The 25,838-nt window shown below is 72.2% G+C and carries 26 protein-coding genes; 6 read left to right on the plus strand and 20 right to left on the minus strand.

The window, feature by feature from the left end:
* The first annotated feature begins 11 nt into the window (after positions 1 to 11).
* Together G514_RS26800 and G514_RS29305 are read left to right on the plus strand one after the other, a co-directional pair.
* Positions 12 to 395 carry a cupin domain-containing protein gene (locus G514_RS26800; RefSeq protein WP_051247497.1) on the plus strand — a complete coding sequence of 128 codons (384 nt, stop codon included), beginning with the start codon at positions 12 to 14 and terminating at the stop codon, positions 393 to 395.
* 34 nt (positions 396 to 429) lie between these two features.
* On the plus strand, positions 430 to 1,311 hold the full coding sequence (locus G514_RS29305) for an AMIN-like domain-containing (lipo)protein (protein WP_051247453.1): 882 nt from the start codon (positions 430 to 432) through the stop codon (positions 1,309 to 1,311).
* On the opposite strand, the gene G514_RS26810 is transcribed toward G514_RS29305, so the two are convergent.
* The 10 genes from G514_RS26810 to G514_RS0114385 all read right to left on the minus strand — a co-directional run bounded on the left by G514_RS26810 (position 1,308) and on the right by G514_RS0114385 (position 10,911).
* Positions 1,308 to 1,934, minus strand: coding sequence for a GrpB family protein (locus G514_RS26810; protein ID WP_051247498.1), 627 nt, complete (start codon positions 1,932 to 1,934; stop codon positions 1,308 to 1,310). The genes G514_RS29305 and G514_RS26810 overlap by 4 nt on opposite strands.
* Before the next feature lie 24 nt (positions 1,935 to 1,958).
* Positions 1,959 to 2,615 carry a flavin reductase family protein gene (locus G514_RS0114345; protein WP_245582211.1) on the minus strand — a complete coding sequence of 219 codons (657 nt, stop codon included), beginning with the start codon at positions 2,613 to 2,615 and terminating at the stop codon, positions 1,959 to 1,961.
* A 17-nt stretch (positions 2,616 to 2,632) separates the two neighbouring features.
* Positions 2,633 to 3,529: an iron-dependent extradiol dioxygenase HsaC gene (gene hsaC / locus G514_RS0114350; protein ID WP_084152099.1), complete on the minus strand. Its 897-nt coding sequence runs from the start codon at positions 3,527 to 3,529 to the stop codon at positions 2,633 to 2,635.
* A complete protein-coding gene (hsaD, locus tag G514_RS0114355) occupies positions 3,526 to 4,413 on the minus strand; it encodes a 4,5:9,10-diseco-3-hydroxy-5,9,17-trioxoandrosta-1(10),2-diene-4-oate hydrolase (protein WP_028652324.1) in 888 nt (295 codons plus the stop codon). Before hsaD ends, hsaC begins: the two co-directional genes overlap by 4 nt.
* Positions 4,414 to 4,415: 2 nt before the next feature.
* On the minus strand, positions 4,416 to 5,594 hold the full coding sequence (gene hsaA, locus G514_RS0114360) for a 3-hydroxy-9,10-secoandrosta-1,3,5(10)-triene-9,17-dione monooxygenase oxygenase subunit (protein WP_028652325.1): 1,179 nt from the start codon (positions 5,592 to 5,594) through the stop codon (positions 4,416 to 4,418).
* 84 nt (positions 5,595 to 5,678) lie between these two features.
* Positions 5,679 to 6,254 (minus strand): DinB family protein, encoded by a 576-nt coding sequence (locus G514_RS0114365; RefSeq protein ID WP_028652326.1) that lies wholly within the window; start codon positions 6,252 to 6,254, stop codon positions 5,679 to 5,681.
* A gap of 49 nt (positions 6,255 to 6,303) precedes the next feature.
* Complete coding sequence (locus tag G514_RS0114370) at positions 6,304 to 7,899, minus strand: DHA2 family efflux MFS transporter permease subunit (protein WP_028652327.1); 1,596 nt, start codon at positions 7,897 to 7,899, stop codon at positions 6,304 to 6,306.
* A gap of 158 nt (positions 7,900 to 8,057) precedes the next feature.
* A complete protein-coding gene (gene dmpG / locus G514_RS0114375) occupies positions 8,058 to 9,182 on the minus strand; it encodes a 4-hydroxy-2-oxovalerate aldolase (RefSeq protein ID WP_028652328.1) in 1,125 nt (374 codons plus the stop codon).
* On the minus strand, positions 9,179 to 10,090 hold the full coding sequence (locus G514_RS0114380) for an acetaldehyde dehydrogenase (acetylating) (RefSeq protein ID WP_028652329.1): 912 nt from the start codon (positions 10,088 to 10,090) through the stop codon (positions 9,179 to 9,181). The genes dmpG and G514_RS0114380 overlap by 4 nt, the downstream gene beginning before the upstream one ends.
* Positions 10,091 to 10,113: 23 nt before the next feature.
* Positions 10,114 to 10,911, minus strand: coding sequence for a 2-keto-4-pentenoate hydratase (locus tag G514_RS0114385; protein WP_028652330.1), 798 nt, complete (start codon positions 10,909 to 10,911; stop codon positions 10,114 to 10,116).
* A gap of 34 nt (positions 10,912 to 10,945) precedes the next feature.
* Between G514_RS0114385 and kstD the strand changes: the two genes are divergently transcribed.
* Both kstD and G514_RS0114395 read left to right on the plus strand, forming a co-directional pair.
* Entirely contained in the window at positions 10,946 to 12,655 is a 1,710-nt protein-coding gene (gene kstD / locus G514_RS26815) for a 3-oxosteroid 1-dehydrogenase (protein ID WP_036564700.1), read from the plus strand.
* Entirely contained in the window at positions 12,655 to 13,533 is an 879-nt protein-coding gene (locus tag G514_RS0114395; protein ID WP_028652331.1) for a MaoC/PaaZ C-terminal domain-containing protein, read from the plus strand. The genes kstD and G514_RS0114395 overlap by 1 nt, the downstream gene beginning before the upstream one ends.
* Before the next feature lie 63 nt (positions 13,534 to 13,596).
* Here G514_RS0114395 and G514_RS0114400 read toward each other — a convergent pair whose 3' ends face one another.
* From G514_RS0114400 to G514_RS26820, 4 genes are all read right to left on the minus strand, one after another.
* Positions 13,597 to 14,457 (minus strand): alpha/beta fold hydrolase, encoded by an 861-nt coding sequence (locus G514_RS0114400; protein WP_028652332.1) that lies wholly within the window; start codon positions 14,455 to 14,457, stop codon positions 13,597 to 13,599.
* Positions 14,458 to 14,544: 87 nt separating this feature from the next.
* A complete protein-coding gene (locus tag G514_RS0114405) occupies positions 14,545 to 15,675 on the minus strand; it encodes a glycosyltransferase (RefSeq protein ID WP_028652333.1) in 1,131 nt (376 codons plus the stop codon).
* Between the two features lie 30 nt (positions 15,676 to 15,705).
* Positions 15,706 to 16,923, minus strand: coding sequence for a DUF480 domain-containing protein (locus G514_RS0114410; protein WP_028652334.1), 1,218 nt, complete (start codon positions 16,921 to 16,923; stop codon positions 15,706 to 15,708).
* Positions 16,924 to 16,990: 67 nt separating this feature from the next.
* A complete protein-coding gene (locus G514_RS26820; protein WP_084152100.1) occupies positions 16,991 to 17,851 on the minus strand; it encodes a glycosyltransferase family 2 protein in 861 nt (286 codons plus the stop codon).
* A 309-nt stretch (positions 17,852 to 18,160) separates the two neighbouring features.
* Between G514_RS26820 and G514_RS0114420 the strand changes: the two genes are divergently transcribed.
* Complete coding sequence (locus G514_RS0114420) at positions 18,161 to 18,907, plus strand: dienelactone hydrolase family protein (protein WP_036564701.1); 747 nt, start codon at positions 18,161 to 18,163, stop codon at positions 18,905 to 18,907.
* A gap of 28 nt (positions 18,908 to 18,935) precedes the next feature.
* On the opposite strand, the gene G514_RS0114425 is transcribed toward G514_RS0114420, so the two are convergent.
* The 6 genes from G514_RS0114425 to G514_RS26825 are packed head-to-tail and all read right to left on the minus strand — an operon-like array spanning position 18,936 to position 25,098.
* A complete protein-coding gene (locus tag G514_RS0114425; RefSeq protein ID WP_028652336.1) occupies positions 18,936 to 20,102 on the minus strand; it encodes a lipid-transfer protein in 1,167 nt (388 codons plus the stop codon).
* Positions 20,099 to 20,485 (minus strand): MaoC family dehydratase, encoded by a 387-nt coding sequence (locus tag G514_RS0114430; RefSeq protein WP_028652337.1) that lies wholly within the window; start codon positions 20,483 to 20,485, stop codon positions 20,099 to 20,101. Before G514_RS0114430 ends, G514_RS0114425 begins: the two co-directional genes overlap by 4 nt.
* The gene (locus tag G514_RS30945) at positions 20,482 to 20,883 is read right to left on the minus strand and encodes a Zn-ribbon domain-containing OB-fold protein (RefSeq protein ID WP_028652338.1); all 402 of its coding nucleotides are present in this window, start codon (positions 20,881 to 20,883) and stop codon (positions 20,482 to 20,484) included. The genes G514_RS0114430 and G514_RS30945 overlap by 4 nt, the downstream gene beginning before the upstream one ends.
* The gene (locus G514_RS30950; RefSeq protein ID WP_028652339.1) at positions 20,880 to 21,419 is read right to left on the minus strand and encodes a hotdog family protein; all 540 of its coding nucleotides are present in this window, start codon (positions 21,417 to 21,419) and stop codon (positions 20,880 to 20,882) included. Before G514_RS30950 ends, G514_RS30945 begins: the two co-directional genes overlap by 4 nt.
* Entirely contained in the window at positions 21,416 to 23,620 is a 2,205-nt protein-coding gene (locus G514_RS0114445) for an acyl-CoA dehydrogenase family protein (protein ID WP_028652340.1), read from the minus strand. The genes G514_RS30950 and G514_RS0114445 overlap by 4 nt, the downstream gene beginning before the upstream one ends.
* Before the next feature lie 20 nt (positions 23,621 to 23,640).
* Positions 23,641 to 25,098 (minus strand): WS/DGAT/MGAT family O-acyltransferase, encoded by a 1,458-nt coding sequence (locus G514_RS26825; RefSeq protein ID WP_051247455.1) that lies wholly within the window; start codon positions 25,096 to 25,098, stop codon positions 23,641 to 23,643.
* A gap of 113 nt (positions 25,099 to 25,211) precedes the next feature.
* On the opposite strand from G514_RS26825, the gene G514_RS0114455 reads away from it, so the two are divergent.
* Complete coding sequence (locus tag G514_RS0114455; RefSeq protein ID WP_028652341.1) at positions 25,212 to 25,823, plus strand: DUF5701 family protein; 612 nt, start codon at positions 25,212 to 25,214, stop codon at positions 25,821 to 25,823.
* The last annotated feature ends 15 nt before the right edge of the window (positions 25,824 to 25,838 follow it).

The raw sequence follows: 25,838 nt of genomic DNA on the forward strand, positions 1-25,838 counted from the left end.
ACGCTGACCGGGTGAGTGAAGCCGTGCCCGTCCGCGTGTTCCGGTTCGACGAGCTCGAGGCCGCGGACCCCACCCCCGGCATGTTCCGCGAGCGCGCCTTCGAGCTGCCCCGCCTCTGGTCCGGCCGCGTGACGACCGCGCCCGGTGCCGTCAGCGGCTGGCACCACCACGACCTCAACGAGTCGAGCCTCTACGTCGTCCGCGGGGTGCTCCGGCTGGAGTTCGAGGGCTTCGACGGCCACCTCGACGCGCACGCCGGCGACTTCGTGCACGTGCCGGCGTTCACCGTGCACCGCGAGTCCAACCCGACCGACGAGCCGAGCGTCGCTGTCATCGCCCGCGCCGGCGGGGGCATCCCGACGGTCAACGTCGACCCGCCCTCGCGCGTCATCTAGGCCATGACCTAGCCACAGACCACAGGAGGTCCCCATGAACGTCAGGTCGTTGCGCCCCGCCACGGCGCTCGTCGCGCTCGGTGTCGCGCTGCTGTCCACCCCCGTCGCGACGGCCGCCCCGTCCGACCCGTCCCGGCCCCGGGCCGCGCTCCCCACGCTCACCTCGGTCCAGGCCCAGCACGTGGGCAAGGTCGACCGGGTGACCTTCGGGTTCGTCAACGGCGCGCCCACCAACATCCACCTCGAGTGGGTCGACACCCTGCGCCACGACGGCTCCGGGCTGCCGGTGCGCGTCGCCGGGGCGAAGGTGCTGATGGTGGTGTTCAACAACGCGCTTGCTCACGACTCGGGCGGCGCCACGGTGCGCAACCGCACGGCGTTCGCGCTGCCCAACGTGATCACGGCGGTCGGCGCGGGCGACTTCGAGGGGTCGGTCTCCTTCGGGCTCGGGGTGCAGAAGCGCACGTCGTACACCGTCACCACGCTGCACGGCCCCGACCGGGTGGTCGTCGACGTCGCGGCGGGGTTCCGCACGACCACACGGAAGGTGTGGTTCGGCGACCGCAACGCGGACGTCGTGGCGGTGAACCGGCCGGTGCCCGCCGCCGCGCCCGCGGCAGGCGCCCTGCGGTCGCTCTTCGCCGGTCCGCTGCGGTCGGAGCGCGCGGACGGGCTGCGGCTCGTGAGGTCCGGAGCCTGGGGCTTCGACCGGCTCAGCGTGGTCGACGGCGTCGCCCGGCTCCGGCTGACCCGCGGCTGCCGGAGCGGCGGCTCGACGACCACGATCGCCAGCGAGATCATGCCGACGCTGCGGCAGTTCCCGACCGTCGACTGGGTCAAGATCTACGGTCCGGGCGGCCGCACCGAGGACCCGACCGGCCCCTCCGACTCGATCCCGCTCTGCCTCGAGCCCTAGGGATCGGAGCCCGGCCGCGGCTGCGGGTCGTGTTCGTGTGCGGGGTCGGCGGCGAAGATCCGCTCGTAGAGGTCGTAGACCAGCGCGGCCTTGTGGTTGTTGTAGTCCATTCCGTCGGTGAAGCCGCGCGCTCCCAGCTCCCTCTTCAGCGCCGCGTAGGCCGCGTGGTCGTCGGGGTGGGTGCGCAGCCAGTCGCGGAACATGACGTGCCGCTGCGGCTCGGGCGTCCCGGGTGGGAAGACGTGCAGGTTGGTGTGCGGGAGCACGGTCAGGAGCCGGTGCTCCTCCCAGTCGGGCTCGCGGATCCGCAGGGTGAAGCCCGCCGCCTCGAGCTTCGGCACGTACGCCGCCTCGTCAGCGCTGTCGGCGACGATCAGGTCGATGTCGATCACCGGTTTGGCCGCCATGCCCGGCACCGAGGTCGAGCCCACGTGCTCCAGCGACAGCACTGCGTCTCCCAGTGCCTCGCGGACCCGCCCGGCGATCGCCTCGAACATCGCCGGCCAGCCCTCGTCGTACGGCACCACCTCGATCGTCCGAGGCGGCGGCGCCCCCACTCGCACCTTCGCCACCTCGTCGAGGTCGGCGAGCTCGTAGGGTCGCCAGAGCGGGTGGACGGGCACCCGGCCCACTGTAGGACCGGGCGGTCAGCCCTCGGTCGAGGTGTACTTCCCGCGGAAGAACAGGAGCGGCTCGTCGGTGTCGTGGACGCCGAGGTCGAGCACCCGCCCCACCACGATGTAGTGGTCGCCGGCCTCGTGGACGTGGTGGATCTGGCAGTCGACGTAGCCGAGGGTGCCGTCGATCAGGGGCGCGCCGGTGGCCGGCGCGGGCTGCCAGTTGACGCCGGAGAACTTGTCGTGACCGCGGCTGGCCATCTGGTTGGAGAGCTCGGCCTGGTCGGCGGCGAGGAAATTGACGCAGAACTTGCCCGACCGCTGGATCGCCGGCCAGGCGCGCGAGGTCTTGGCCGGGATGAACAGCACCAGCGGCGGGTTGAGCGAGACCGAGGAGAACGACTGGCAGGTCAGGCCGACCGGCGCGCCGCCGCTGATGGAGGTGACGACGGTGACCCCGGAGGCGAAGCGGCCCAGCACGTCGCGGAACTGGCGGGCCGCGGCGACCGCCTCGGGGTCGTCCGCGTCGACGAAGGTGTCCTCGCCGGGGCGGAACTGGAAGTCGTACATCGAGTCGCCCAGCCACGACTCGATGAGGTCGTGGCTCGGCCAGGTCTCCTTCGCGTCGCTGCGCATCCCGTCGGGGACGTCCCCGTGCGGGATGCGGTGCGCTGGCGACTCGGTCACGCGATCCACGGTATGCGCTAGCCTCCGGCGCCGAAGTCGTGGCCCCAGTAGGAGACGGCGGTCGACTCCCGCGCGACCCAGCGGGCGTCGTCGACGGTGAGCCCGTCGGTGCCGAACTCGACGTCGAACCCGCCCGGCGACCGTACGTAGAACGAGATCATCTCGTCGTTCATGTGCCGGCCGAGGGTCGCCGACAGCGGCGCCTGGTGCTTGCGCACCCGCTCCAGCGCCCGGCCGACGTGGTCGAGCTCGTCGACCTCGAGCATGATGTGCACGCACTTCGAGGGGTTCGGCATCGGCAGGAACGCCAGCGAGTGGTGTCGGGGGTTGACCCCGAGGAACCGCAGCCACACCTTCGAGCCGGGCTCCTTGCCGACGAACTCGCCGGGCATGCTCATCGAGTCGCGCAGCCGGAACCCGAGCGTGTCGCGGTAGAACCGCAGCCCCTCCACGTCGTCGGTCACCGGCAGCACGATGTGGCCCATCCCCTGGTCGCCGGTGACGAACCTCGCGGCGTACGGCGTCACGACCGGGCGGGCCTCGTAGGTGATGCCGTGGAACAGCTCGAAGACGTTGTCGAAGGGGTCGCGGAACCGCAGCAGCTCCTGCACCCGGCGCTCGGCGAGCTCGTCGGGAGTGCCCTCCTCGACCTCGACGCCGGCCTTCTCGAGGTGCTCGCGGGCCTCCTGGAGCGCGGCGTGGTCGGCGAGCTCCCAGCCGACGCAGTCGAGCTGGTCGACGTCGGACGGGAAGACGACCAGCCGGGCCGAGACCTCGTCGATCCGCCAGTACTGGTGGTCGGGGTTCGGGCCGCGGCCGGCCGCGAGGCCGAGCACCTTGCCGGCGAACGTCGTCCACTGGTCGAGGTCGGTCGAGGCCACGCGGACGTAGCCCATGGACCTGATGTCGATCACGAGCGCTCCCTGTGGCGGGCGAGGAATGCGGTGGCGACCTCGGCGAACTCGTCGGCGGCCTCGATCTGGGCCCAGTGCCCGCAGTTGGGGAAGACGTGCAGGGTCGCCCGCGGGATCGCCTTGAGCGCGACGAGCGCGCCGTCGAGCGGGTTGACGCGGTCCTCGCGGCCCCAGGTCAGCAGCGTGTGCTTGCGGATCCGGTGGGCCTCGCGCCAGAGCATGCCGTCCTCGCGGGTCTCCGGGTCGAAGAACGACATCCCCATCGAGATCATCGCCTCGCGGGCCCCCGGCGCGGTCGCGTCGGCGTAGCGCTCCTCGACCAGCTCGTCGGTGACGAGGTCCTGGTTGACGACCATCGTGGAGATGAACGCGCGGAGGGCCTCGCGGCTCGGCTCCATGTTGAACTCGGTGAGCCGCTTGACGCCCTCGGTCGGGTCGGCGTGGAAGAGGTTGAGCGAGAGCCCGCCCGGCCCCATCAGGATCAGCCGGCCGACCCGGTCGGGATGGTCGATGGCGAGCCGGCTCGCCGTGCCGCCGCCGAGGCTGTTGCCGAGCAGGTGCACCCGCTCGATGCCGAGCTCGTCGAGGAGCCGGACCACGTAGCCGGCCGAGAAGCGGAAGTAGTTGCCGACCACCGGCGGCTTGTCGGACCCGCCAAAGCCCGGCTGGTCGACGAGCAGGGTGTGGAAGGTGCTCGCGAACCGCGGCAGCGCCGACCCGAAGTTGGACCACGCGGACGCGCCCGGCCCGCCGCCGTGCAGCATCAGCAGCGGCAGGTCGCCGCCGACGCCGGTGGGCGTGCCCGGCCCGGCCTCGTAGTAGTTGAGCGTGAGGTCGCCGGCCTTCGCCGATCGGCGTACCGACTCCTTGTCGTACGCCGTCACGGTCAGTACATCCCCGGGTCGATCTTGTGTCCGAACTCGTGGGCGCCGAACATCTGCAGCGCGCGCTCGGGGTCGTTGGCGGCGTGCACCCGGCCGGCGTGGGCGTCGCGCCACGCCCGCTGCAGCGGCGTTCCCTCGGTGAGGGCGCGGCCGCCGGAGGCCTCGAACAGCGAGTCGATCGCGTCGATCGCGCGCTGCGAGCCGAGCACCTGGTCGCGGCGCACCTTGAGCCGCAGCTTGAGGGGGATCTGCTCCCCCTTGGCGACGTGGTCCTGCGCCTCGCGGATGTTGTTGACCAGCAGCGCCCAGGCGGCGTCGATCTCGCTGCTCGCCCGGGCGATGCGCACGGCCGCGAACGGGTCGAGCGAGGCCTTCTCGCCGAGGTAGGCCGCGCGGGTGCGCTTCTGCTGCATCTCGACGTGCTCCTGGTAGGCGCCCATCGCCATGCCGATGATCGGGGTGGTGATGGTGCCGGTGAAGATCGAGTGGAAGGGCAGCTTGTAGAGGTCGGAGGTGTTCTGCTCCTGGCCCGGACCCCTGCACTGGCCGGTCTCGCCCATGCTCAGCGTGAACGCCTCGGGCACGAAGACGTCGTCGACGACGATGTCGTTGGAGCCGGTGCCGCTGAGTCCGATCATGTGCCAGACGTCGTTGATCGTGTAGTCCTTGCGCGGGACCAGGAACGTCTTGAAGTCGACGACGTTGCCGTCGGCGTTGAAGACCAGCCCCCCGAGCAGGACCCAGGTGCAGTGGTCGCACCCGGAGCTGAAGCTCCACTTGCCGCTGAGGACGTAGCCGCCCTCGGTCACCGTGGCCTTGCCCGTCGGCGCGTACGACGAGCTCAGCCGCGTGTTGGTGTCCTCGCCCCAGACCGCCTGCTGCGCCTCGTCCGCGAACAGCGCCACCTGCCACGGGTGCACGCCGACCACGCTGGAGACCCAGCCGGTCGAGCCGCAGGCGCTCGCGATGTCGCGGACCGCTGTGTAGAACGTGACCGGGTCGGCCTCGAGGCCGTCGAACCGCCGGGGCTGCAGGAGCCGGAAGAACCCGACCTCCTCCAGCTCCTTGATCGAGGCCTCCGGGACGACGCGCAGGCGCTCGGCCTCGTCAGCCCGGTCACGGAACGTGGGCAGCAGGTCGCGGACCCCGTCAAGGACTGACTGAGCCGCAGTCTGGGACATTCGCTCTCTCCTCTTCCTGTGGTGCGCCCCAATACTAGAACACGTTCTAGTCCTGAGTCGAGGGCGCGCGGGAGGAGGCGGGTCTCAGCCCTGCTCGGCCGCCCTGGCGGCGTCCTCGACGCGGCCGACGTACGCCGGCCAGTCGTAGCCGTCCTCGATGTTGCCGTCCCCCGGCTTGCGCCCGACCTGGCCGTCGATGGTCTCGCGCACGATGTCGGCGTGTCCGGCGTGCCGGGCGGTCTCGGACACCATGTGCACCAGGATCTGGTGCAGGGTCACCTCGTCGTCCTCGCCCCACCACGGCACCCGCCCGACCGTGTCGAGCTCGCACTCCTCGAAGGTGACGGCGGCGTGCGTCCAGGCGGTGCGGTAGAGGTCGAGCACCCACTCCCGGCTCTCGTCGGGGGCGAGGTAGAGGTCGTCGTTCATGTCGGCGTCGTCGTCGTGCCAGGGCAGCGCGATCCCGCTCGGCCGCCCGAAGGTGTCGCCGAAGTAGCCCAGCTCGACGCTCGCCAGGTGCTTGACCAGCCCCAGCAGGTTGGTGCCGGTCGGCGTCATCGGGCGGCGGGCGTCGTAGTCGCTCAGCCCCTCGACCTTCCAGACGATGGCGTCGCGGGCGCTCTGGAGGTACTCGACCAGGGTCTCCTTGGGTGTCTTCACCCGCCTGAGCCTGCCAACCCCGGCGGCCACGGGCCACCGGGTTGAGGTGCTAGTGGACGACGACCGGCGGCTGGCCCTCGTCGTCGAGGAGGTGCGTCACCTCGCGCCGCCGCGGCAGCAGCAGGGCCGGCACCAGGGTGAGGGCGACGAGGACCCAGGCGACCCAGTAGGTCTGGGCGAACGCCGACGCCGCGTCGGTGAGGCCCCGGGCGACGTAGGCCGGGTCGACGCCGAGCCGGGCGAAGACCTCCGGGCGGGTGTTCGACAGGATCGCCGCTCCGGCCTCGGTGATGCCGCCCCCTCCCCCCGCCGACTCGGTGCCGGGCACCACCGGCGAGTCGTTGAGGTGGTTGGTCAGGAGCACCGACATCGTCGCGACGCCGACCGAGCTCGAGATCTGCTGGGTGATGTTGACCAGCGTCGACCCCCGGGCGACCTCGTGGGCGGTCAGCGTCTTCAGCGCCGAGGTGAACAGCGGCATCATCGTGGAGCCCATCCCCATGCCCATCACCACCAGCATCGGGATGAGCACCGCGTAGGAGGTGTGCTCGTCGATCTGCGTCAGCCCGAACATGCCGACGACGATCAGCGCGATGCCCACGGGCGCGATCCGGCCCACGGGCATCTTGTCGACCAGGCGGCCGGCGATCGGCATCGTGAGCATGGCGCCCAGACCCTGGGGCGCCACGAGGAGCCCGGCGTGCAGGGTGGACTCGCCGCGGATCTGCTGGAAGTACGTCGGCACGAGCAGCAGGCCACCGAAGAACGCCGCGGCGAACATGAACATCGTGATGACGGAGACCGTCAGGTTGCGGTTCTTGAACAGCCGCAGGTCGAGCAGCGGGTGCTCGGGGCGGAACGAGTGCCACACGAACGCGAGCATCAGCACGGCCCCCACCAGCATCGACACCCACACGCGCGGGGCCCCGAAGTCGCCGCCCTCCTGCGGGAGCGAGGAGACACCGAAGAGGAACAGCGCGAGGCCCGGCGACATCAGGGCCATGCCGAGGAAGTCGAAGGACTCCGAGGGCTCGGGGGTGTCCTTGGCGAGCACCTTCGACGCATAGACGAGCGCGGTGGCGCCGAGCGGGACGTTGATCAGGAAGATCCAGTGCCAGCTGGCCTGCTGGATCAGGAGGCCGCCGAGGATCGGGCCGAGGATGGGTCCGAGGAGCATCGGCACCCCGAGGATCGCCATCAGCCGGCCCATCCGGTGCGGGCCGGCGGCCCTGGTCATGATCGTCATGCCGAGCGGCATCAGCATCCCGCCGCCGAGGCCCTGCAGGACCCGGAAGGCGATCAGCATGTCGATGCTCGTCGCGGTCGCGCACAGGGCCGAGCCCAGTGTGAACAGGAGGATCGCGGTCAGGTAGAGGCGCTTGGTGCCGAACCGGTCGGCCGCCCAGCCCGCCATCGGGATCACCGTCGCCAGCGCGAGCGTGTAGGCGGTGACCGTCCAGGCGACGTGGGAGTAGGCGATCTCGTGACCGCCGCTGCCGAACTCGGCCTGGAACGTCGGCAGCGCGACGTTGACCACGGTGATGTCGAGGATCGACATGATCGCGCCGAGCACGACGACCCCCGCGATCTTCAGGACGGCTGCGTCGATGTGCTCCGGATAGTCGGTCTGGGTCGTGGACGTCATGGATCCCTTCCGAGGCAGGTGGGGTGAGACGCGCGCGGACGACTCGTGCGGCGAGAGGCACGGCCGTCGGGGTGCGCGACGACGAGCCCGAAGAGCCTAGGGCCTTCGAGCCGTTCGCGCGCGGGAGTTTTCCGTCCCTGCCCGGAGCGCGGGAGCGCTCAGCCGGCGAGCGAGGCGCCGGCCCCCGGCTCGTCGGCCGCCTGCTCGCGCTTCAGCATGAGCGCGATGTCGATCAGCTGGTCCTCCTGGCCGCCGATCAGCTTGCGCCGGCCGGCCTCGAGCAGGATCTTGGCGCCGGAGACGCCGTAGCGGTCCGCGGCGTTGCCCGCGTGCTTGAGGAACGACGAGTAGACGCCGGCGTAGCCCATCATCAGCGTCATCCGGTCGAGCTGGCACTCCTCGGGCATGGCCGGCTTGATGACATCCTCGGACGCGTCGACGATCCGCAGGAAGTCGATGCCCGTGGTCCAGCCGAGCTTGTCGCAGACGCCGATGAACGCCTCGAGCGGCGTGTTGCCCGCGCCCGCGCCGAATCGGCGGACCGAGCCGTCGATCTGCGTGGCGCCGGCGCGGGCCGCGATGATCGTGTTGGCGACGCCGAGGCCGAGGTTCTCGTGGCCGTGGAAGCCGACGTCGGCGACGTCGCCGATCTCGGCGACCAGCGCGGCCACCCGGTCGGCGGTCTGCTCCATGATCAGCGCACCGGCGGAGTCGACGACGTAGACGCACTGGCAGCCGGCGTCGACCATGATCCGCGCCTGCTTCGCCAGCACCTCCGGCGGCTGGGTGTGGCTCATCATGAGGAACCCGACGGTCTCGAGACCGAGCTCGCGGGCCAGCCCGAAGTGCTGGATGGAGGTGTCGGCCTCGGTGCAGTGGGTGGCGATCCGGCAGATCTGGCCGCCGTTGTCCTGCGCCGCGCGGATGTCGTCCTTGGTGCCGACCCCGGGCAGCATCAGGAACGCGATCCTCGCCCGCTGCGCGGTCTCGGCTGCGATCCTGATGAGCTCCTGCTCCCAGGTCCTCGAGAACCCGTAGTTGAACGACGAACCGCCGAGCCCGTCGCCGTGGGTCACCTCGATGACCGGCACGCCGGAGGCGTCGAGGGCCTCGACGATGTCGTGGCACTCCCGCGCGGTGAACTGGTGGCGCTTGTGGTGCGACCCGTCGCGCAGGCAGGTGTCGGTGAGGCGCAGGTCGAGCCGGCCCCAGGGCTCGTCGCCGTGGGTGCCGGACCAGGTGCGGCTCAGCTCGTTGATCCGGGCAGTGTCGAGGTCGGTCATGCCATCCCCCTCGCGATGCTCTCGCCGACCCGGGCGGCGGCGGCGGTCATGATGTCGAGGTTGCCGGAGTACGACGGCAGGTAGTCGCCGGCGCCCTCCACCTCGACGAAGATCGAGACCTTCGTCCGGCCCAGCGTGGCGGGCGACGGATCGTCGATCTGCGGCTCCTGGAGCAGCCGGTAGCCCGGGACGTACTCCTGCACGGCCTTCTCCATCGCCAGGACCGACCGCACGATCGCGTCGCGGTCGGCGTCTGGCGACACGGCGCAGAAGATCGTGTCGCGCATGATCATCGGCGGCTCGGCCGGGTTGAGGATGATGATCGCCTTGCCCCGCTCGGCGCCGCCGATCGACTCGACCCCGGCGGCCGTGGTGCGGGTGAACTCGTCGATGTTGGCTCTCGTGCCCGGGCCGGCGGAGACCGACGAGACCGACGCGACGATCTCGGCGTACGACACTCCCCCGAAGGGCTCGGCCGCCCGCGAGACCGCCGCGACCATCGGGATCGTGGCCTGGCCGCCGCAGGTGATCATGTTGACGTTCATCGCGCCGACGTGCTCCTCGCCGTTGACCGGCGGGATCACCGCCGGTCCGACCGCGGCGGGCGTCAGGTCGACCGCGCGGATGCCGGCCTCCTCGTAGCGCGGTGCGTACTCGCGGTGCACGTAAGCGGACGTGGCCTCGAAGATCAGGTCGGGCAGCTCGTCCTGCTTGAGCAGCCAGTCGACGCCCTCGTGGCTCGACTCGAGGCCGTGGTCGGCCGCGAGCCGGAGGCCCTCCGAGGTCGGGTCGACGCCGATCATCCAGCGCGGCTCGATGCTCCCCCCGTTGCGGGCGGAGCGCAGCAGCTTGTACATGAGGTCGGTGCCGATGTTGCCGGGGCCGACGATGGCCGCGGTGCGCTTCATTTCCCTGCTCCTCAGCTCTGGGCTCAGTCGACGAACGTCACGGTCAGCGGCGCGAACCCGCGGATGGTCGCCTCGACCCGGTCGCCGGCGGCGAACGGCACGAACGGGCCGAGGGCGCCCGACAGCACGACCTGGCCGGCGCGCAGCGGGTCGCCGAACCGGTGGCACTGCACGGCCAGCCAGCGCAGCGCCTCCAGCGGGTCGCCGAGGCACGCGGCGCCGTTGCCGCTCGACCGCACCTCGTCGTTGATCGCCAGCGTCATCTCGACCTCGCGCGGCTCGACCTCGTCGAGGGGCCGGCCCTCGCGACCCACGACGTAGAGGCCGCTCGACGCGTTGTCGGCCACGGTGTCGGTGAAACCGATGTCCCACCCGTCGATCCGCGAGTCGACGATCTCCAGGGCCGGCAGCGCGACGTCCACCGCGGCGCGGACCGACTCGATCGTGATCTCGGCCTCGTCGGCCGGGTCGACGTCGCGGGCGAGCACGAACGCGACCTCCGCCTCGACCCGCGGCTGGAGCAGCGTGCGCATCGACACCGGCTCGTGCTCGCTGACGTCCATGTCGTCGAGCAGGTAGCCGAAGTCGGGCTGGTCGACGCCGAGCTGGTGCTGGACCGCCTCCGAGGTCGCGCCGATCTTGCGCCCCACGACGCGCGCGCCCGCGGTCAGTCGTCTCTGGACGAGTCCCTGCTGCACGGCGTACGCCGCGGAGAGGTCGTCGGTGCCGATCAGGTCGCGCACCGCGGCACACGGGACGCCGGTCTCCTGGGCCGTGGCGAGGCGGGCCACGGCGGCAGAGATCACGTCCTCGCTGGCCACGGTGCGATAGTAGAACCTGTTACAGTTTTGCGCCATGAGCGCCCCTCTCCCGGACTCGCTGCCCGGAGAGGTCGACGTCGTCGTGGTGGGCGCGGGCGGGGCCGGGATGTGCGCCGCGCTGACCGCCGCGACGCAGGGCCTCGACGTGCTCCTGATCGAGAAGTCCGGCTACTTCGGCGGCTCGACGGCACGCAGCGGTGGCGGTGTCTGGATGCCCGGCAACGCCGCGCTCCGGGCGGCCGGCCAGGTCTCCGCCGACGACCTCGACCAGGCCAAGCTCTACCTCGACTCCATCGTCGGCGACGACGTCCCGAAGGTCCGGCGCGACACCTACCTCGAGCGCGGGCCCGAGGTGCTCGACTTCATCCACGCGCACACGCCGGTCCGCTTCCAGTGGGTCCCCCACTACGCCGACTACCACCCGGAGGCGCCGGGCGGTCGCGCCGAGGGCCGCTCGTGCGAGCCGGTGCCGCTCGACGCGCGCTTCCTCGGGGCCGAGCTCGAGCGGCTGCACCCGCAGTACACCAAGGCGCCGGCCAACCTCATCGTGACCCAGGCCGACTTCCGCAAGATCAGCCTCGGGCTGCGCACCTGGCGCGGCCCCGCCACGATGGTCAAGGTGCTGGTCAAGCGGCTGGTGAGCGGCCTGCTGCGCCGACGGATGTACGCCATGGGCAACGCCATCGTGATCGGCCTGCGCAAGGGCCTCATCGACGCGGGGGTGCCGCTCGCCTACGACACCGAGCTCACCGGGCTCGTGCTCGACGAGGGCCGCGTGAGCGGCGTACGCGTCGTCCGGCACGGCGAGGAGGCAACGGTCCGGGCGCGCCGCGGCGTGGTCCTGGGCAGCGGCGGCTTCGAGAAGAACCTCGAGCTCCGCGAGAAGCACCAGCCCCGCCCCACCTCGGTCGACTGGACGACCGGCTCGCAGTTCAACACCGGCGGCGGCATCCTGGCCGGCATCGCGGCCGGCGCCGAGACCGACCTCCTCGACGACGCGTGGTGGGGCCCGACGATCCCGCTGCCGAACGGCCCGTGGTTCTGCCTGGCCGAGCGCAACCTGCCCGGCTCGATCATCGTCAACCAGGCCGGCGAGCGGTACATGAACGAGGCGCTCCCCTACGTCGAGGCCGTCCACCAGATGTACGCCGGCGAGGCCACCGGCGTCGGCCACGTCCCCAGCTGGATGGTGATCGACCAGCGCTACCGCAACCGCTACCTCTTCGCCGGGCTCTCGCCACGCCAGCCGTTCCCCGGCCGCTGGTACAAGCACGGCACGGTCAGGAAGGCCGCGACCATCGAGGAGCTGGCCGCGCAGATCGACGTCCCGGCCGCTGCCCTGCGGGCGACCCTCGACCGGTTCAACGGGTTCGCGAGGACCGGCGTCGACGAGGACTTCCACCGTGGCGAGTCGGCCTACGACAAGTACTACTCCGACCCGACCGTGAAGCCGAACCCGTCGCTCCACGCGATCGACCACGCGCCGTTCTACGCGGTCAAGATCGTCCCGGGCGACCTCGGCACCAAGGGCGGGCTGGTCACCGACGAGCGCGCGCGGGTGCTGCGACCCGACGGCTCGGTCATCGCCGGCCTCTACGCCGCGGGCAACGTGTCCTCAGCCGTGATGGGCCACACCTACGCCGGGCCGGGGGCCACCATCGGACCGGCGCTGGCGTTCGGCTACCTCGCGGCCGAGGACATCGCCCGCTCGTCGGTCGTCGAGGCCGAGAAGGAGACCGCCTGATGCCGATCGACCCGGCCGCCGCGATCGGCGCGCCCGTCGGCGACGTGACGTTCTCCTGGACGTCGAGCGACGTGCTGCTCTACCACCTCGCCATCGGCGCCGGCTCCCGCCCGGGCGCCAACGTCGACCCGGGCGCGCTGCGCTGGACGACCGAGGGAGCGCACCTCCAGGTGCTGCCCTCGTTCGGCGTGGTCGTGCCCACGTTCCACATGACCGACCCGCCGCCGCTGGACCTGCCGGGCTGCGACATCAACCTGGCCCAGGTCGTCCACGGGTCGCAGTCGATCACCGTGCGCGCACCCCTGCCCGCGGCGGGCTCGGCGACCGTCCGCACGACGCTCACCGACGTCTGGGACAAGGGCAAGGCTGCGGTGATCTGGCAGGAGGGCGTCGCGACGTCAGACTCCGGCGAGGAGCTCTGGACCACGCGGTCGTCGATCTTCGTGCGCGGCGAGGGCGGCTGGGGCGGCGACCGCGGCAGCGCCGAGCCGGTCGGGCTGCCGGACCGGGCGCCCGACGCCGAGACGACGTACGCCATCACGCCCCAGCAGGCCCTCCTCTACCGCCTGTGCGGCGACCGCAACCCGCTGCACTCCGACCCCGCCTTCGCCGAGGCGGCCGGCTTCCCGGCGCCCATCCTGCACGGGCTGTGCTCCTACGGGATCGTGCTGCGCGAGCTCACCACGGCCCTGCTCGGCGGCGACGCCGCCCGGGTCGGCGGCTTCGGGGCCAAGTTCACCGGCGTCGTCTACCCCGGCGAGACGCTCCGGGTGCGCGGCTGGCAGGAGCACGGCCGCATCGTCGGCTCCGCTGCCGTCGCCGGCGGCGAGCGGGACGGTGCGCCGGTGCTGGGCGACGTCGTGCTCAGCCTGGCCTGAGGGAACGCCCGATTCGTCTGCGCGCAGCAGCGGGGAATGACAAGTGGCCTCGCAGACGAGTCGTCACGGGGCGACGAACCCCGCGACCAGCGCCCCGAAGCCGTCGGGGTCGTCGACCCACGGGAAGTGGCCGGCGCCCTCGTGCACGACCAGCTCGCCGCGCGGGAACAACGCGGCGACCTGGGCCATCACCGGGGTGGGGTTGCCGGTGTCGCAGCCGCCGGCGACCACCAGGACGGGGACGTCGAGGCCCCGCAGCGCGGCTCGCGTGGCGTCGGGATCGTGCGCGCCGTCGGCGACGAACGCCGCCGCCTTCTCGTGGTCGCGCAGCGTGTCCATCCACGCGTCGTAGGCGCGGGTCTCGTCGTCCCAGCGGCCGAAGCTGAACGCCGAGACCAGGCGCCAGTCGCCCTCGTCCTCGGAGCCGGCCTGCACCCGCGCCAGGGCGGCCGCCGCGTCGGCGTACCACGGCTCGGTCTCGCGACGCCTGGCCATCGCGCTGCGCGCCTCGTCGGAGATGTCGATGCCGACCGCACGGGTGCTCGGCGTGACCAGCAGCAGGCGTCCGACCCCGTCGGGGTGCGCCTCGACGTAGCGGTGCGCGAGGTTGGCGCCCGCGGAGTGCGCCAGCAGGTCGAGGCGCTCGAGACCGAGGTGGCGGCGCACCGCCTCGACGTCGGCGACCTGGCGGTCGCAGCGGTACGACGCGGGGTCCGCGGCGGTCTCCGACGCGCCGGTGCCGCGCAGGTCGAGCCGCGCCCACGCGCGGTGCGCGGCGAGGCCCCCGAGGTCGCCGAAGTAGGCCGAGTCGAGCATCGGCCCGCCGGGCAGGCACAGCAGGGGCTCGCCGGGGCCGGGGGTCAGGTGGACCGCGAGACGGGTGCCGTCGTCAGCGGTGAGGTGGGTGGTCGAGGTGGGTCCCATGCAGGTGCCTCTCGTCGCGCCGCGCGGCGGCGTGGTGGACAGCGTTGATCGGAACTCACCTCCTCGGGTCGTCGTGACCCGGCGACCCTACCGCTGCGACGCGAGCAGGCTCGCCACCGACTCGGGCGAAGGCATCGCCGCGATCTCGGCCGCGACGCGCTGTGCGCCGGCTCGGAGGTCCGGGTCGGCGAGCAGCCGCTCGACCGCCTCGCGCACGGACTCGGCCGAGACCTCGCCCGGGCGGAGGGCCAGCGACGCCCCGGCCCGGGTGCCGCCCTCGGCGTTGCGGAACTGGTCGGCCGCCTGAGGCAGGCAGAGCTGGGGCAGGCCGTGCGCGAGGCCGCCGAAGAACGTGCCGGAGCCACCGTGGGAGACCACGACCGCGGTGCGCGAGAGCACCTCGAGCTGGTCGACCCATGCCTCCACCCTCACGTGGGCGGGCTGCGAGCCCAGGGCGGCGGGGTCGATCCGCGGTCCGACGGCGACGAGGACGCGCACGGGCAGCCGGGCGACCCCGTCCACCACCTCACGCAGCACGGCCGCGTCGTTGTGCGCCGTCCCCATCGTCACGTAGACGAGCGGATCGCCAGGCGGTCGTGAGCCACGGCCGGGCACCGTGACCGGTCGGAGCCGCTGGACTCCGGTGAGGTGGCCGAGCGGGCCGCCCTGCAGCGACGGCGGGCAGATGTCGAGGTAGCCGGAGCGGTAGCAGCCGGCGTAGGGCAGCACCTCCAGGCCGTGCGAGTGCCAGAGGCCGGCGAGCCTGGTCGCGGTCTCCTCGAGGATGCTCGGCGGCACGGCGGTGCCGAACGAGTGCGTGACGGTGGGGATCCCGCGGACCTCGCCCACCAGGGGCGCGGCCAGCTCCGCCTGGTCGTGGACGATCAGGTCCGGCTGCCAGGTGTCCGCGAGCTCGAGCAGGTCGGCTGCCATCGGCGGGGTGAGCGCCTCGCCGAACATGCGGGGGAAGACGAAGAAGGGTCGCTCCTCCCCCGGCAGCTGCTGGGCCTGGGAGAGGACCGCCCCCCGCAGGGCCCGCTCGTCGTCTCCGTGCGCTCCCGCGGGCACGGCGTCCAGCCCGGCGTCGGTGACCAGCGGCATCGACGCGGCCGACAGCGCCCACAGGAGCTCGTGCCCCGCCTGCCGGAAGGCACGGCCGAGCTGGAGCATCGGGATCACGTGGCCGTGCCCGGAGGTGGAGGAGAACAGCACGCGCATGGCTCACAGTGGCACGCGCGGCGGCCCTTGTCAGTCCGGCTTCCGACCGACGACGTAGAGCCGCTGGGTGGTCTCGCCCCGCGCGACGATCGGCCCGCGGTGGTACCACTCGAGGTCGGTGAGGCCGGCGGCCTCGACCAGCGCCACGACCTGTGCCGGCTCGTGCAGCACGAAGTCGAGGTCCACGTCGACGTCGAACCAGCTCTCGTGGTGCAGCACCTCCGACCCGGTGTGCAGGGCGACCACCAGCCAGCCGCCCGGCACGAGCGGACGGGTCAGCGCGGCGAGCGCCTCGGGCAGCTCGGAGGCCGCGAGGTGGATCAGCGAGTACCACGCCAGCACCGCCGACCAGCCGGGCGCCGAGGTGGGCCGCATCAGCTGCCGCAGGTCACCGACCCGGTAGTCGCCCGCCGGGAAACGCCGGCGCGCCTCCTCGACCATCCCGGGCGAGAGGTCGAGACCGGTCGCGTCGACGCCGGCGTCCGCGAGGTAGGCGGTCACGTGCCCCGGGCCGCAGCCGACCTCCACCACCGGCCCACCGTCGGCGTGCGCCGCGACCCGGTCGAGCAGCCACCTCTCGAACGGCTGCTGACCGACGAGCTCCCCGGCGAGGTGCTCGGCGTACGTCGAGGCCACGGCGTCGTACGACGAGCGGACCCGCTGGTCGCGAGCGGCGGCACCCTCGGCCAGCACCGACTCGCGGTCCACCGCGGGCGCGGCCTCGGCCGTGACCCCCTCGGCGGCGGCGACCGCCCCGAGCAGGTGCACCCACCGGGCGTCGTGCTGCCCGTGCTGGCGGGGCAGCTCGCGCACCAGCGGCTCGGGCCGGGCGGCCAGGCCGGCGAGGACGACCTCCACCTCGGCGCGGTCGCCGAAGGGGTGCAGCCGCTCGGTGCGCGTCCTGAGCTCGCCGGGAGCCTGCGCGCCGCGCAGCAGCAGCACGGTCACGAGCGCCCGCTCCGCGTCGCCGAGCTCCAGGACCTCGGAGAGCAGCTGGTGGTACTTCAGCGTGCGCCGGCCGGTGTCTGCCCACACCACCCGCACGAGCTGTCGGTCCTTGAGCCCGCGGAGGACAGACTCCACCGTCGCCTCGTCGTAGTCGGCGATCGGGTCTCGACTGCTCGTCTGGTTGCACCCGGTGCGCACCGACGACAGCGTCATCGGGTAGGTCGCCGGGACGGTCACCTGCTTCTCGAGGAGGACGCCGAGGACACGCTGCTCCTCGGCGCCGAGATCGGGGAGGGCCACGCCGTCAATCTAGGCCGTGTCTCTCAGCTGCTGCTCGGGCCGGCCTCGTGGGGCCGCGTGGTCCTGGTCAGGCGGCGTGCCCGGTCTCCAGGCCGGTAGCGGACGGCGTCCCCTTGGTGAGGGGCGCCACGGTGACGTCGAGGCTGCGCTCGAGCCGGCGGGTCGCCCGTGCGCGGCGCCACTCGCTGAACAGCGTGCGGAGCACCCGCAGCCCGTCGGAGACGGCGTTGAGGTTCGACTCGCCGAACATCCGCAGCTTCTCGGCCGAGGGCACCTCGGCGATCGACACGCCCGCGGCGGCGAACCGGCAGGTGATCATGGTCTCGATCTCGAAACCGTCGCCCCACAGCATCCTGTCCCTGCCTGCCGGCTGCGCGTGATCGGGCAGGTCGAGGAGCGGCAGCAGGTCGGCCCAGAACGCGTTGTAGCCGTAGCAGAGATCGGTGAAGCGGGTGCGGAACACGACGTTGAAGACGAGGTTCAGGAATCGGTTGCCGACGTGGCGCACGGTCGTGATGTCCGACGAGCCGCCCCCGTGGGTGAATCGCGACCCCTTGGCGAAGTCGGCGCCGGCCTTGAGGGCCTCGACGAACCGGGTGATCTCGGCCGGGTCCGCCGAGCCGTCGGCGTCGAACATCACCACGATGTCGCCGGTCACCCGGGCGAAGCCGGCGGCCAGGGCGTTGCCCTTGCCGGTGCGGCGCTGCAGGACCGTGACGATGCCGGGCATGGCCCGCCGGGCCGACCGGACGGTGCCGTCGACCGAGCCGCCGTCGACGAGGATCACCTCGTGCACCGGCGGCAGCTGCGGCAGCACGGCCGCCAGGTTCAGCGCCTCGTTGAGCGCCGGGATCACGATGCTGATCAGCGGATCACGGGTGTCGCGACTCCCGGCGACGTCGCCGGTCCCCCCTTGGTGACTGCTCATACTGCTCCCCATCCCCCGGTGTCACCGGCCCCCCAGCCGGGTTACTGCCCACCGGAGAGCCTAGGGTCTGCCGGCGTGCGCAGCGCGACCGCTCGGCCGCCCCACGCTGCGGTAACAACCACCGTTTACGCAGGTCAGACCGGCTGTACGCAGCCAACGCCGGGCGCGGACCCCCGATTTCGTGGCTCGATCGTGGACGAGCGCGCCCGGCTGTAACCGACTGTTGCCGAGCCTGTGGGAGTGTCGCGCGGCCGGAGCCCGCCGCGTCACCGACTGGTCTGGACACTGCCTGACCCGATACTGGCCCGCATGAGCGCCATCGACGGCTGGGACCTCGGCCAGCACACCGCCCACGGAGTCACCCACCCGACGTACCGGAAGGGCTCCGGGCCGGGCGTCGTCGTCATCTCCGAGATCCCCGGGATCACCGAGGACGTGATCGCGTTCTCCGAGGAGGTGGTCGGCCTGGGCTGCACGGTGGTGATGCCGCACCTGTTCGGCGACGTGGTGAGCTCCGACTCCCCGATGGCCGCGATGGCCTCGCTGCGGCAGGCGTGCGTCAACCGGGAGTTCAACAAGCTGCGGCTGCGGCAGACCTCGCCGATCGCCGACTGGCTCCGGTCGCTGGCGCGCGAGCTGCACACCGAGCTCGGCGGGCCCGGTGCGGGCGCGGTCGGCATGTGCTTCACCGGCGGCTTCGCCCTCGCGATGATGGTCGACGACTCGGTGGCCGCCCCCGTGCTCGCCCAGCCGTCGCTCCCCTTCCCGGTCGGCCGGGCACGGGCCGCCGACCTGAACCTCTCCCCCGACGACCTCGCGAAGGTCAAGGAGCGGGCCGCCGCGGGCTGCGAGGTGCTGGGCCTGCGCTACGCCGGCGACCTCGCGGTCGGCACCCGCTTCGAGACGCTCACCCGCGAGCTCGGCGACGCGTTCATCCGCGTCGAGTTCCCCGGCCGCAAGCACTCCACCCTCACCGCGCACCGCCAGCAGGAGGGCGTCGACCGGGTGCTGGCGTTCTTCCGCGAGAAGCTCCTGGACGCGCCGGGCCGGCACTAGCTGCCGGCGCCGGCGTGCCGGGTCGGCGTCAGGCCGAGAGGATGAGCCCGCTGGTGGGCACGCCGGTGCCGGCGGTGACGAGGACGTGGGGGACGTCGGGGACCTGGTTGACCGAGGTGCCGCGCAGCTGGCGGACGGCCTCGGCGATGCCGTTCATCCCGTGGATGTAGGCCTCGCCCAGCTGGCCGCCGTGGGTGTTGAGCGGCAGCCGGCCGCCGAGCTCGATCGCGCCATCGGCGATGAAGTCCTTGGCCTCCCCGCGCCCGCAGAAGCCGAGCTCCTCGAGCTGCATGAGGACGTAGGGCGTGAAGTGGTCGTAGAGGATCGCCATCGGCATGTGGTCGGGCGCGAGCATCGACTGGCGCCACAGCTCCCGGCCGACGACGCCCATCTCGGGGATGCCGATGTCGTCGCGGTAGTAGGACGTCATGACGTACTGGTCGGCGCCGCTCCCCTGCGCGGCGGCGGCCACCACCGCGGGCCGCTGCCGCAGGTCGCGGGCGCGCTCCACGGACGTGACGACCAGCGCGACCGCGCCGTCGGACTCCTGGCAGCAGTCGAGCAGGTGCAGGGGGTCGACGATCATCCGCGAGGCCTGGTGGTCCTCGAGGGTGATCGGCTTCTCGTAGAAGAACGCGTGGGGGTTCGTCGCGGCGTGCCGCCGGTCCGCGACGGCGACCGCGCCGAAGTCCGCCGACGTGGCGCCGTACTCGTGCATGTAGCGGCGGGCCTGCATCGCGACCGTGGCCGCCGGGGTGCCGAGCCCCATCGGGTAGGTCCAGGCGTTGTCGAGGCCGTTGGTGTTGACCTGCGTCGCGGCCGCCAGCGAGAACTGGCCGAACCGCGACTCCGAGCGCTCGTTGAAGCCGCGGTAGCAGACCACGACGTCGGCGACGCCGGTCGTGACGGCCATCGCGGCCTGCTGGACGGTGGCGCACGCCGCGCCGCCGCCGTAGTTGATGCGGCTGAAGAACCGCAGCTCCTTGATGCCGAGCTCGCGGGCGAGCGCGATCTCCGACGACGTGTCCATCGTGAACGTCGTGAGGCCGTCGACGTCCTCGACTCCCAGCCCGCAGTCGGCGAGCGCCGCGCGGACCGCCTCGACCGAGAGCTGGAGCTCGGAGCGTCCCGACGCCTTGGAGAACTCGGTCGCACCGATGCCGGCGATCGCGGCCTTCCTCGACAGCGGGCTCACACGGCCACCCGGACCGTGCCGGTGACGTGGTCACCCAGCGAGACGCGCCCGACCACGTCGATCGTCGCGACGCCGTCGTCGACCGAGGTGACGGTGCCGCTGAAGGTCAGCGTGTCGTAGGGGTGGGCGGGGGCGCCGAGACGGATCGCGATGCCCTTGAGCTCGGCGTCGTGCCCGGCCCAGTCGACGACGTACCTCTCGACGAGCCCGTTGGTGGTCAGGATGTTCATGAAGATGTCCTTCGACCCGGCTGCCTGGGCGATGTCGCGGTCGTGGTGGACGTCCTGCCAGTCACGCGTCGCGATCGCGGTGCTCACGATCGTGGTCGGGGTCATCGGCAGGCTCCACTCGGGGATCACCTGCCCCGGCTCGAGCGTCCTCATGGCATCTCCTCCGCGCGGCGCCACACGGGCAGGGTCAGCTCGTCGTCGATGCGGTTGAAGTCGACGCGCAGCGGCATGCCGATCTCGATCTCCTCGTCGGACACGTCGACCACCTCGCCCACCATCCGCACGCCCTCGTCGAGGTCGATCAGCGCGATCACGATCGGCAGCTCCTTGCCGGGCACGGGCGGGTGCCGGTGCACGACGTAGGAGAAGACCGTGCCCGTGCCGGCGGCGACGTCGTAGCCGCGGTCGTAGGCATCGCAGCTCTGGCAGGCAGGGCCGGGCGGGAACCGGCGGGCGCCGCACGCGTTGCAACGCTGGATGCGCAGCTCGCCCGCCCGGGTGCCGTCCCAGAAGAACTGCGAGTCGCGGTTGACCATCGGCCGCACGGTCACGGGCGCTCCCGCGGGACGAACTTGAGCACCCGGAACAGCATGGTCGCCACCTTCTCGCTGCGCCCGTCGGGGTGGTCGACGTACCACGTGTTGCGCGAGGTCACGAAGTAGCCCTCGCCCATCGCGGTGCGCTTCGGCCCGGCCACGGAGTCGAGCGCGCTCGTCACGCGCAGCAGCTCGCCCACCCGCACGTAGCGCTCGTAGCTCTGCTCGCAGTTGGTGCCGAGCACGGCGGTGTAGCCCTCGTCGGTGAGGAACTCCGTCATCCGGCTGAGCGGGTCCTCCGGCGGCCGCCTGCGGCCGAGGCCGGGCATCGTCCAGACCTGCGCCATCGACGGCGGTGCCTCGCCCTGCCGGAACCGCTCGTTGTCGTAGCCCATGGCGTCGAGCCAGGTGCCGATGGTGGCCTGGTTGACCTCGTACGGCGCCACCGACTCCGACGCCTCGCCGAGCGCCTCGATCCGCTCGGCCTCGGCCATGATCCGCTCGTGCCGCTGGTCGACGGGCCGGGCGGTTCCCGCGGGACCCTCCGTCATCGGGGAACCCGGGGCAGCCCGAGCCCGAACATCGCGATCAGCTCGCGCTGCACCTCCTGCACGCCACCGCCGAAGGTGAGCACCAGGTTGCGCTTCTTCTGGCCGTCGAGGTAGCTCGTCAGCGCGCCGGTCTCCTCGTCGGACGGGTCGCCGTAGCGGTGCACGACGCGGGTCAGCTCGTCGAGGAGGTGCTGCACCTGGTCGGCCGCGAAGACCTTCGACGCCGACGCGTCGCCGACCGAGATGCCCTGCCCACCTGTGGCGACGTCGGCCGCGCGGGCGACCTCCCAGTTGAGCAGCTCGTTGACGCGGAACACCGCGGTCACCCGGCCCATGAGCTCGACGACGTCGGGCCGGTCGGCGACGCCGGCCTTGGCGGCCCACTCGGCGACGCGGTCGCGCAGGCCCTCGATCCGGCCGGCCGGCCCGAGCATCACCCGCTCGTGGTTGAGCTGGGTGGTGATGAGCTTCCAGCCCTGGTTCTCCTCGCCGACGAGCATGTCGACGGGCACGCGCACGTCGTTGTAGTAGGTCGCGTTGACGTGGTGGGAGCCGTCGGCGGTGATGATCGGCGTGTGTGAGTAGCCAGGGTCGGACGTGTCGACGATGAGGATCGAGATGCCCTTGTGCTTGGGCGCGTCGGGGTCGGTGCGGACGGCGAGCCAGACGTAGTCGGCCTGGTGGCCCCCGGTGGTCCACAGCTTCTGTCCGTTGACGACGTAGTGGTCGCCGTCGCGCCGCGCGGTCGTCCGCAGCGAGGCCAGGTCGGTGCCGGCGTCGGGCTCGGAGTAGCCGATGGCGAAGTGGACGTCGCCGGCCAGGATCCGCTCGAGGAAGAGGTCTTTCTGCTTCTCGGTGCCGTACTTGATCAGCGTCGGACCCACGGTCTGCAGCGTCACCGCCGGCAGGTGCACGTCGGCGTACTGCGCCTCGTTGGCGAAGATCGTCTGCTCGATCTCGCCGAGCCCCTGGCCGCCGTACTCCCGGGGCCAGCCGACGCCCATCTTGCCGTCCTCGCCCATCTGGCGGACCACGCGCTGGTAGGTCTCGCCGTGCCGGTCGAGGCCCATCTCGCGGTGCTCGTTGTGGCTGGCGAGGCCTGCGAAGTAGGTGCGGGTCTCGGCCTTGAACGCCCGCTGGGCCGCGCTGAGCTCGAGGTTCTTGGTCGTCGGGTCCTCGACCGGCACCGCCTCCGCGCGCACGTCGAGCGTGTGGGTGATGTCGGTGACCCAGCTGAAGTAGTGGTGCAGCGGATAGGTCTCGTCGACGCCCATGCCGCCGTGGAGGTGGTGGCAGGTGCGCAGGGCGGGCAGGCCCTCGGTGCAGGTCCAGTACGCCGCGACGGCGAGGTCGTCGCTGACGTCGAGGCCCTGCTCGAGACGCCAGGCGGCGTTGTCGGCCGCGAGGTCCAGGGTGCGCGAGGAGATGTAGACGTCGGCGATCTGCATCGCGACCGCCTGGAACTCCGCGAGGCTGCGCCCGAACTGGGTGCGCCCCTTGATGTAGGTCGCGGTGAGGTCGCGGGCGCCGGCGACGAGCCCGGCCGCCGTGAGGCACAGCCCGGTGACGTAGCGCTCGGCGAGCAGCCGCACCGCGCCGTCGCCCAGCAGCTCGGCGCCTGCGCCGTCGAGGACGACCGTGTGGGTCGCGAGCCCGGCGCTCGAGCCGGACTCGAGCAGCGTGACGCCCGGGTCGCTGACTTCGACGAGCGCGACGACGGGGGTGTCGCCGTCCATCGCGAGCACCAGCAGCCGGGTCGCCGCGTCGGCGATGGTGACGCCGATCTTGCGGCCGCTGACCGTGCCGTCGGCGTACGTCGTGGAGGGGGTGCCGCTGACCGGCGAGCCGGCCTCGCGGAACGCCGGGGTGAGCAGCACGTCGCCCGTGACGACGCCGGGCAGCAGCGCCTGCTTCTGCTCCTCGGTGCCTGCGCCCGCCACCACCAGGGCGCCGCAGCACAGCGTCTCCCACACCGGGAGGTGGCGCGCGCGCGAGCCCGTCTCGCGCAGCAGCACGCCCACCCCCGGCAGGCCGAGACCCTCGCCGCCGTAGGCCTCGGGCACCGCCAGCCCGAGCAGTCCCGCCTCGGCGAGCTCGGCCCAGCCGCCGTCGCGGTCGAGCACGTCGGCCAGCACCGAACGGACCGCCGCCAGCGACTCGAGCCGCTCGGGGTCGGGCTGGAGGAATCCGTCCGTGGGCATGTGGAAAACTGTAACGTGTTCTAGTCTGCTGCGGAACGGGGAGGACGCACGGGTGCACCCACTCTCGCCGCCCCACCCAGCACCGCGGCCTGCAACCGCTCCAGCTCGGCAGGGAAGCGGCGCGCCAGGTCGTCGACGTCGGGCATCGACTCGCGGCAGGCGATCACGCCGACGCCGATGCGCCCGTTGTTGGACATCACGGTGATGTTGAGGCCGGCGCCGTGGAAGACCGGCCCGAGCGGGTGCAGCGCCTCGATGCGGGCGCCCATGAAGTAGAGCGGCACCGGAGGCCCGGGCACGTTGGAGATCACGAGGTTGTGCACCACCGGGTGCCGCTCCGCCAGCCGGAGGGACGCGTAGGCGCGCACCGCCAGCCCGAAGGTCCGCGGCGCCGCGAACTCCGCCCAGTCCTGGAGGGCGTCGGCACTGATGGCCTTGTGGTGCTCCTTCGCGTTGCGGTTCGAGGTCGCCATCTCCTCGAGCCGCTCGAGGGGGTCCTCCACGTCGGTGCCGAGCCGGGTGAACAGCGCGGAGACCTTGTTGGCGCCCTCGGCGCGCTGCGACTCCGACCGCACCGAGACCGGGACCGTGGCGATCAGCGAGCTGTCGGGGAGCTCGTCGCGGTCCTCGAGGTAGGACCGCAGCGCTCCGCCGGCGACCGCCAGCACCACGTCGTTGACCGTCGTCCCGGTCGCTCCCTTGACCTCCTTGATCACGTCGAGGTCCATCTCGGCGAACGCGATCGCGCGGTGACCGGTGATGGTGCCGTTGAACGACGTGCGCGGCGCGGTGAGCGGCGCGGCCATCGCCGTGCCCTCGCGGGCCCGGCCGATCGTGCCGATGACGCCCTTCACCGTGGGGGCCAGCAGGCCGAACGTCGTGAACGGCCGCGTGGTCGAGCTCACGACCGCGCGCCCGAGGAGCTCGGCGCGGCCGGGCTCGTGCGGCCAGCTCTTCTTCTCCTGGGCGGCGCCGATCGGCTCGGCGTCCGGCTCGAGGCTGCAGAGGTGCGAGATCAGGCTGGCCCCGGAGACGCCGTCGACGGTGGCGTGGTGCATCTTCTGGAAGACCGCGAGGAGCTCGTGCCCGTCCTCGTCGTGGTAGCCCTCGATCACCCACATCTCCCACAGCGGCCGGGAGCGGTCGAGCGGGAGCCCGGCGAGGTGGCCGGACAGCTCGGTCAGCTCGGCGTACCCGCCCGGTGTGGGCAGCGCCAGGCGGTGCACGTGCCGCTCGATGTCGAACTGCCGGTCCTGCACCCACACCGGGTGGTCGAGCCCGAGTGGCACGCGGCGCAGCTTGCGGGTGAACTCCGGGACGTCGCGCACCCGCGCCTCAATGCCGTCGCGCATCGCAGCGAAGGAGTACGGCTCCGGCATCGTCGACGGGTCGAGCACGATCAGCCCGCACACGTGCATGAGCTGTGCGGGCGTCTCGAGGTAGAGGAAGCTCGCGTCGAGCCCCGACAGGCGGTCCATCCAGTCTCCCTAGAACACGTTCTCGTCCGGTGCCAACGAGCGTCGCACCGACTCGGTCACGTGCCGACCCGTCTCGCGCGGAACTTCGCCCGCCCGGCCCGCGTTGAGGAGACGTGCTTCTCGATGACGAGCTGGCCCGCCAAGCCGAGGTGCTCGTGGGCCTGGGCTACCCCGATCACCTGCGGGCGGAGGCGAAGGCCCTGCTCGACCCGCTGCGCGACCGGCTGGGCGACGAGGTCGCCAGCGAGCCGGCGCACGCGTCGTTCGTGCTGGTGCCAGGGCCGTCGGTGCTGCCGGTCTCGCAGCGGGTGCCGATGCTCCGTCTCGCCGGGCGCGCGGGCACGCTGAGCGCGCACTTCGCCGATGTCGACACCTTCGGCCCGGTGGTCGAGGTCCCCCACGACCCGGTGTACGCCGTGGTGCGGGTCGAGCGCGGCGAGGACCTCTGCGGCGTCAGCCCGGCCGACGCGGCGACGTCCATCGCCGGCCGAGGCCGGACCATGCTCACGATGGAGGAGGGGATCGCCTTCCTCCACGCGGTGCCCGCAGCCCTGGAGAAGAACAAGTGCTTCCACACGGGTGCCTCGCGCGGGTCCGACCGCCGGGTGCCGGCGCTGTGGATCTCGGCGCGGGCACCGCACCTGGGCTGGTGCTGGGAGCACAACCACCACACCTGGCTGGGCGTCGCGTCGGCCGAGAACCGCGTCACACGGGCTTCGGCATGAAGTGACCCGCCGGTA

The organism is Nocardioides halotolerans DSM 19273, from assembly GCF_000422805.1.
Taxonomy (GTDB): Bacteria; Actinomycetota; Actinomycetes; order Propionibacteriales; family Nocardioidaceae; genus Nocardioides; species Nocardioides halotolerans.

Coding starts and splice junctions, on each gene's coding strand:
- G514_RS0114405 (WP_028652333.1), bottom strand. CDS start 15,675: ATGCGCGTGCTGTTCTCCTCCACCTCCGGGCACGGCCACGTGATCCCG.
- G514_RS0114430 (WP_028652337.1), bottom strand. CDS start 20,485: ATGAGGACGCTCGAGCCGGGGCAGGTGATCCCCGAGTGGAGCCTGCCG.
- G514_RS0114380 (WP_028652329.1), bottom strand. CDS start 10,090: ATGAAGCGCACCGCGGCCATCGTCGGCCCCGGCAACATCGGCACCGAC.
- hsaA (WP_028652325.1), bottom strand. CDS start 5,594: ATGTCCCAGACTGCGGCTCAGTCAGTCCTTGACGGGGTCCGCGACCTG.
- G514_RS0114370 (WP_028652327.1), bottom strand. CDS start 7,899: ATGACGTCCACGACCCAGACCGACTATCCGGAGCACATCGACGCAGCC.
- G514_RS0114420 (WP_036564701.1), top strand. CDS start 18,161: ATGAGCGCCATCGACGGCTGGGACCTCGGCCAGCACACCGCCCACGGA.
- G514_RS0114400 (WP_028652332.1), bottom strand. CDS start 14,457: ATGGGACCCACCTCGACCACCCACCTCACCGCTGACGACGGCACCCGT.
- G514_RS26825 (WP_051247455.1), bottom strand. CDS start 25,098: ATGGACCGCCTGTCGGGGCTCGACGCGAGCTTCCTCTACCTCGAGACG.
- kstD (WP_036564700.1), top strand. CDS start 10,946: ATGAGCGCCCCTCTCCCGGACTCGCTGCCCGGAGAGGTCGACGTCGTC.
- dmpG (WP_028652328.1), bottom strand. CDS start 9,182: ATGACCGACCTCGACACTGCCCGGATCAACGAGCTGAGCCGCACCTGG.
- G514_RS29305 (WP_051247453.1), top strand. CDS start 430: ATGAACGTCAGGTCGTTGCGCCCCGCCACGGCGCTCGTCGCGCTCGGT.
- G514_RS30950 (WP_028652339.1), bottom strand. CDS start 21,419: ATGACGGAGGGTCCCGCGGGAACCGCCCGGCCCGTCGACCAGCGGCAC.
- G514_RS0114395 (WP_028652331.1), top strand. CDS start 12,655: ATGCCGATCGACCCGGCCGCCGCGATCGGCGCGCCCGTCGGCGACGTG.
- G514_RS26820 (WP_084152100.1), bottom strand. CDS start 17,851: ATGAGCAGTCACCAAGGGGGGACCGGCGACGTCGCCGGGAGTCGCGAC.
- G514_RS0114445 (WP_028652340.1), bottom strand. CDS start 23,620: ATGCCCACGGACGGATTCCTCCAGCCCGACCCCGAGCGGCTCGAGTCG.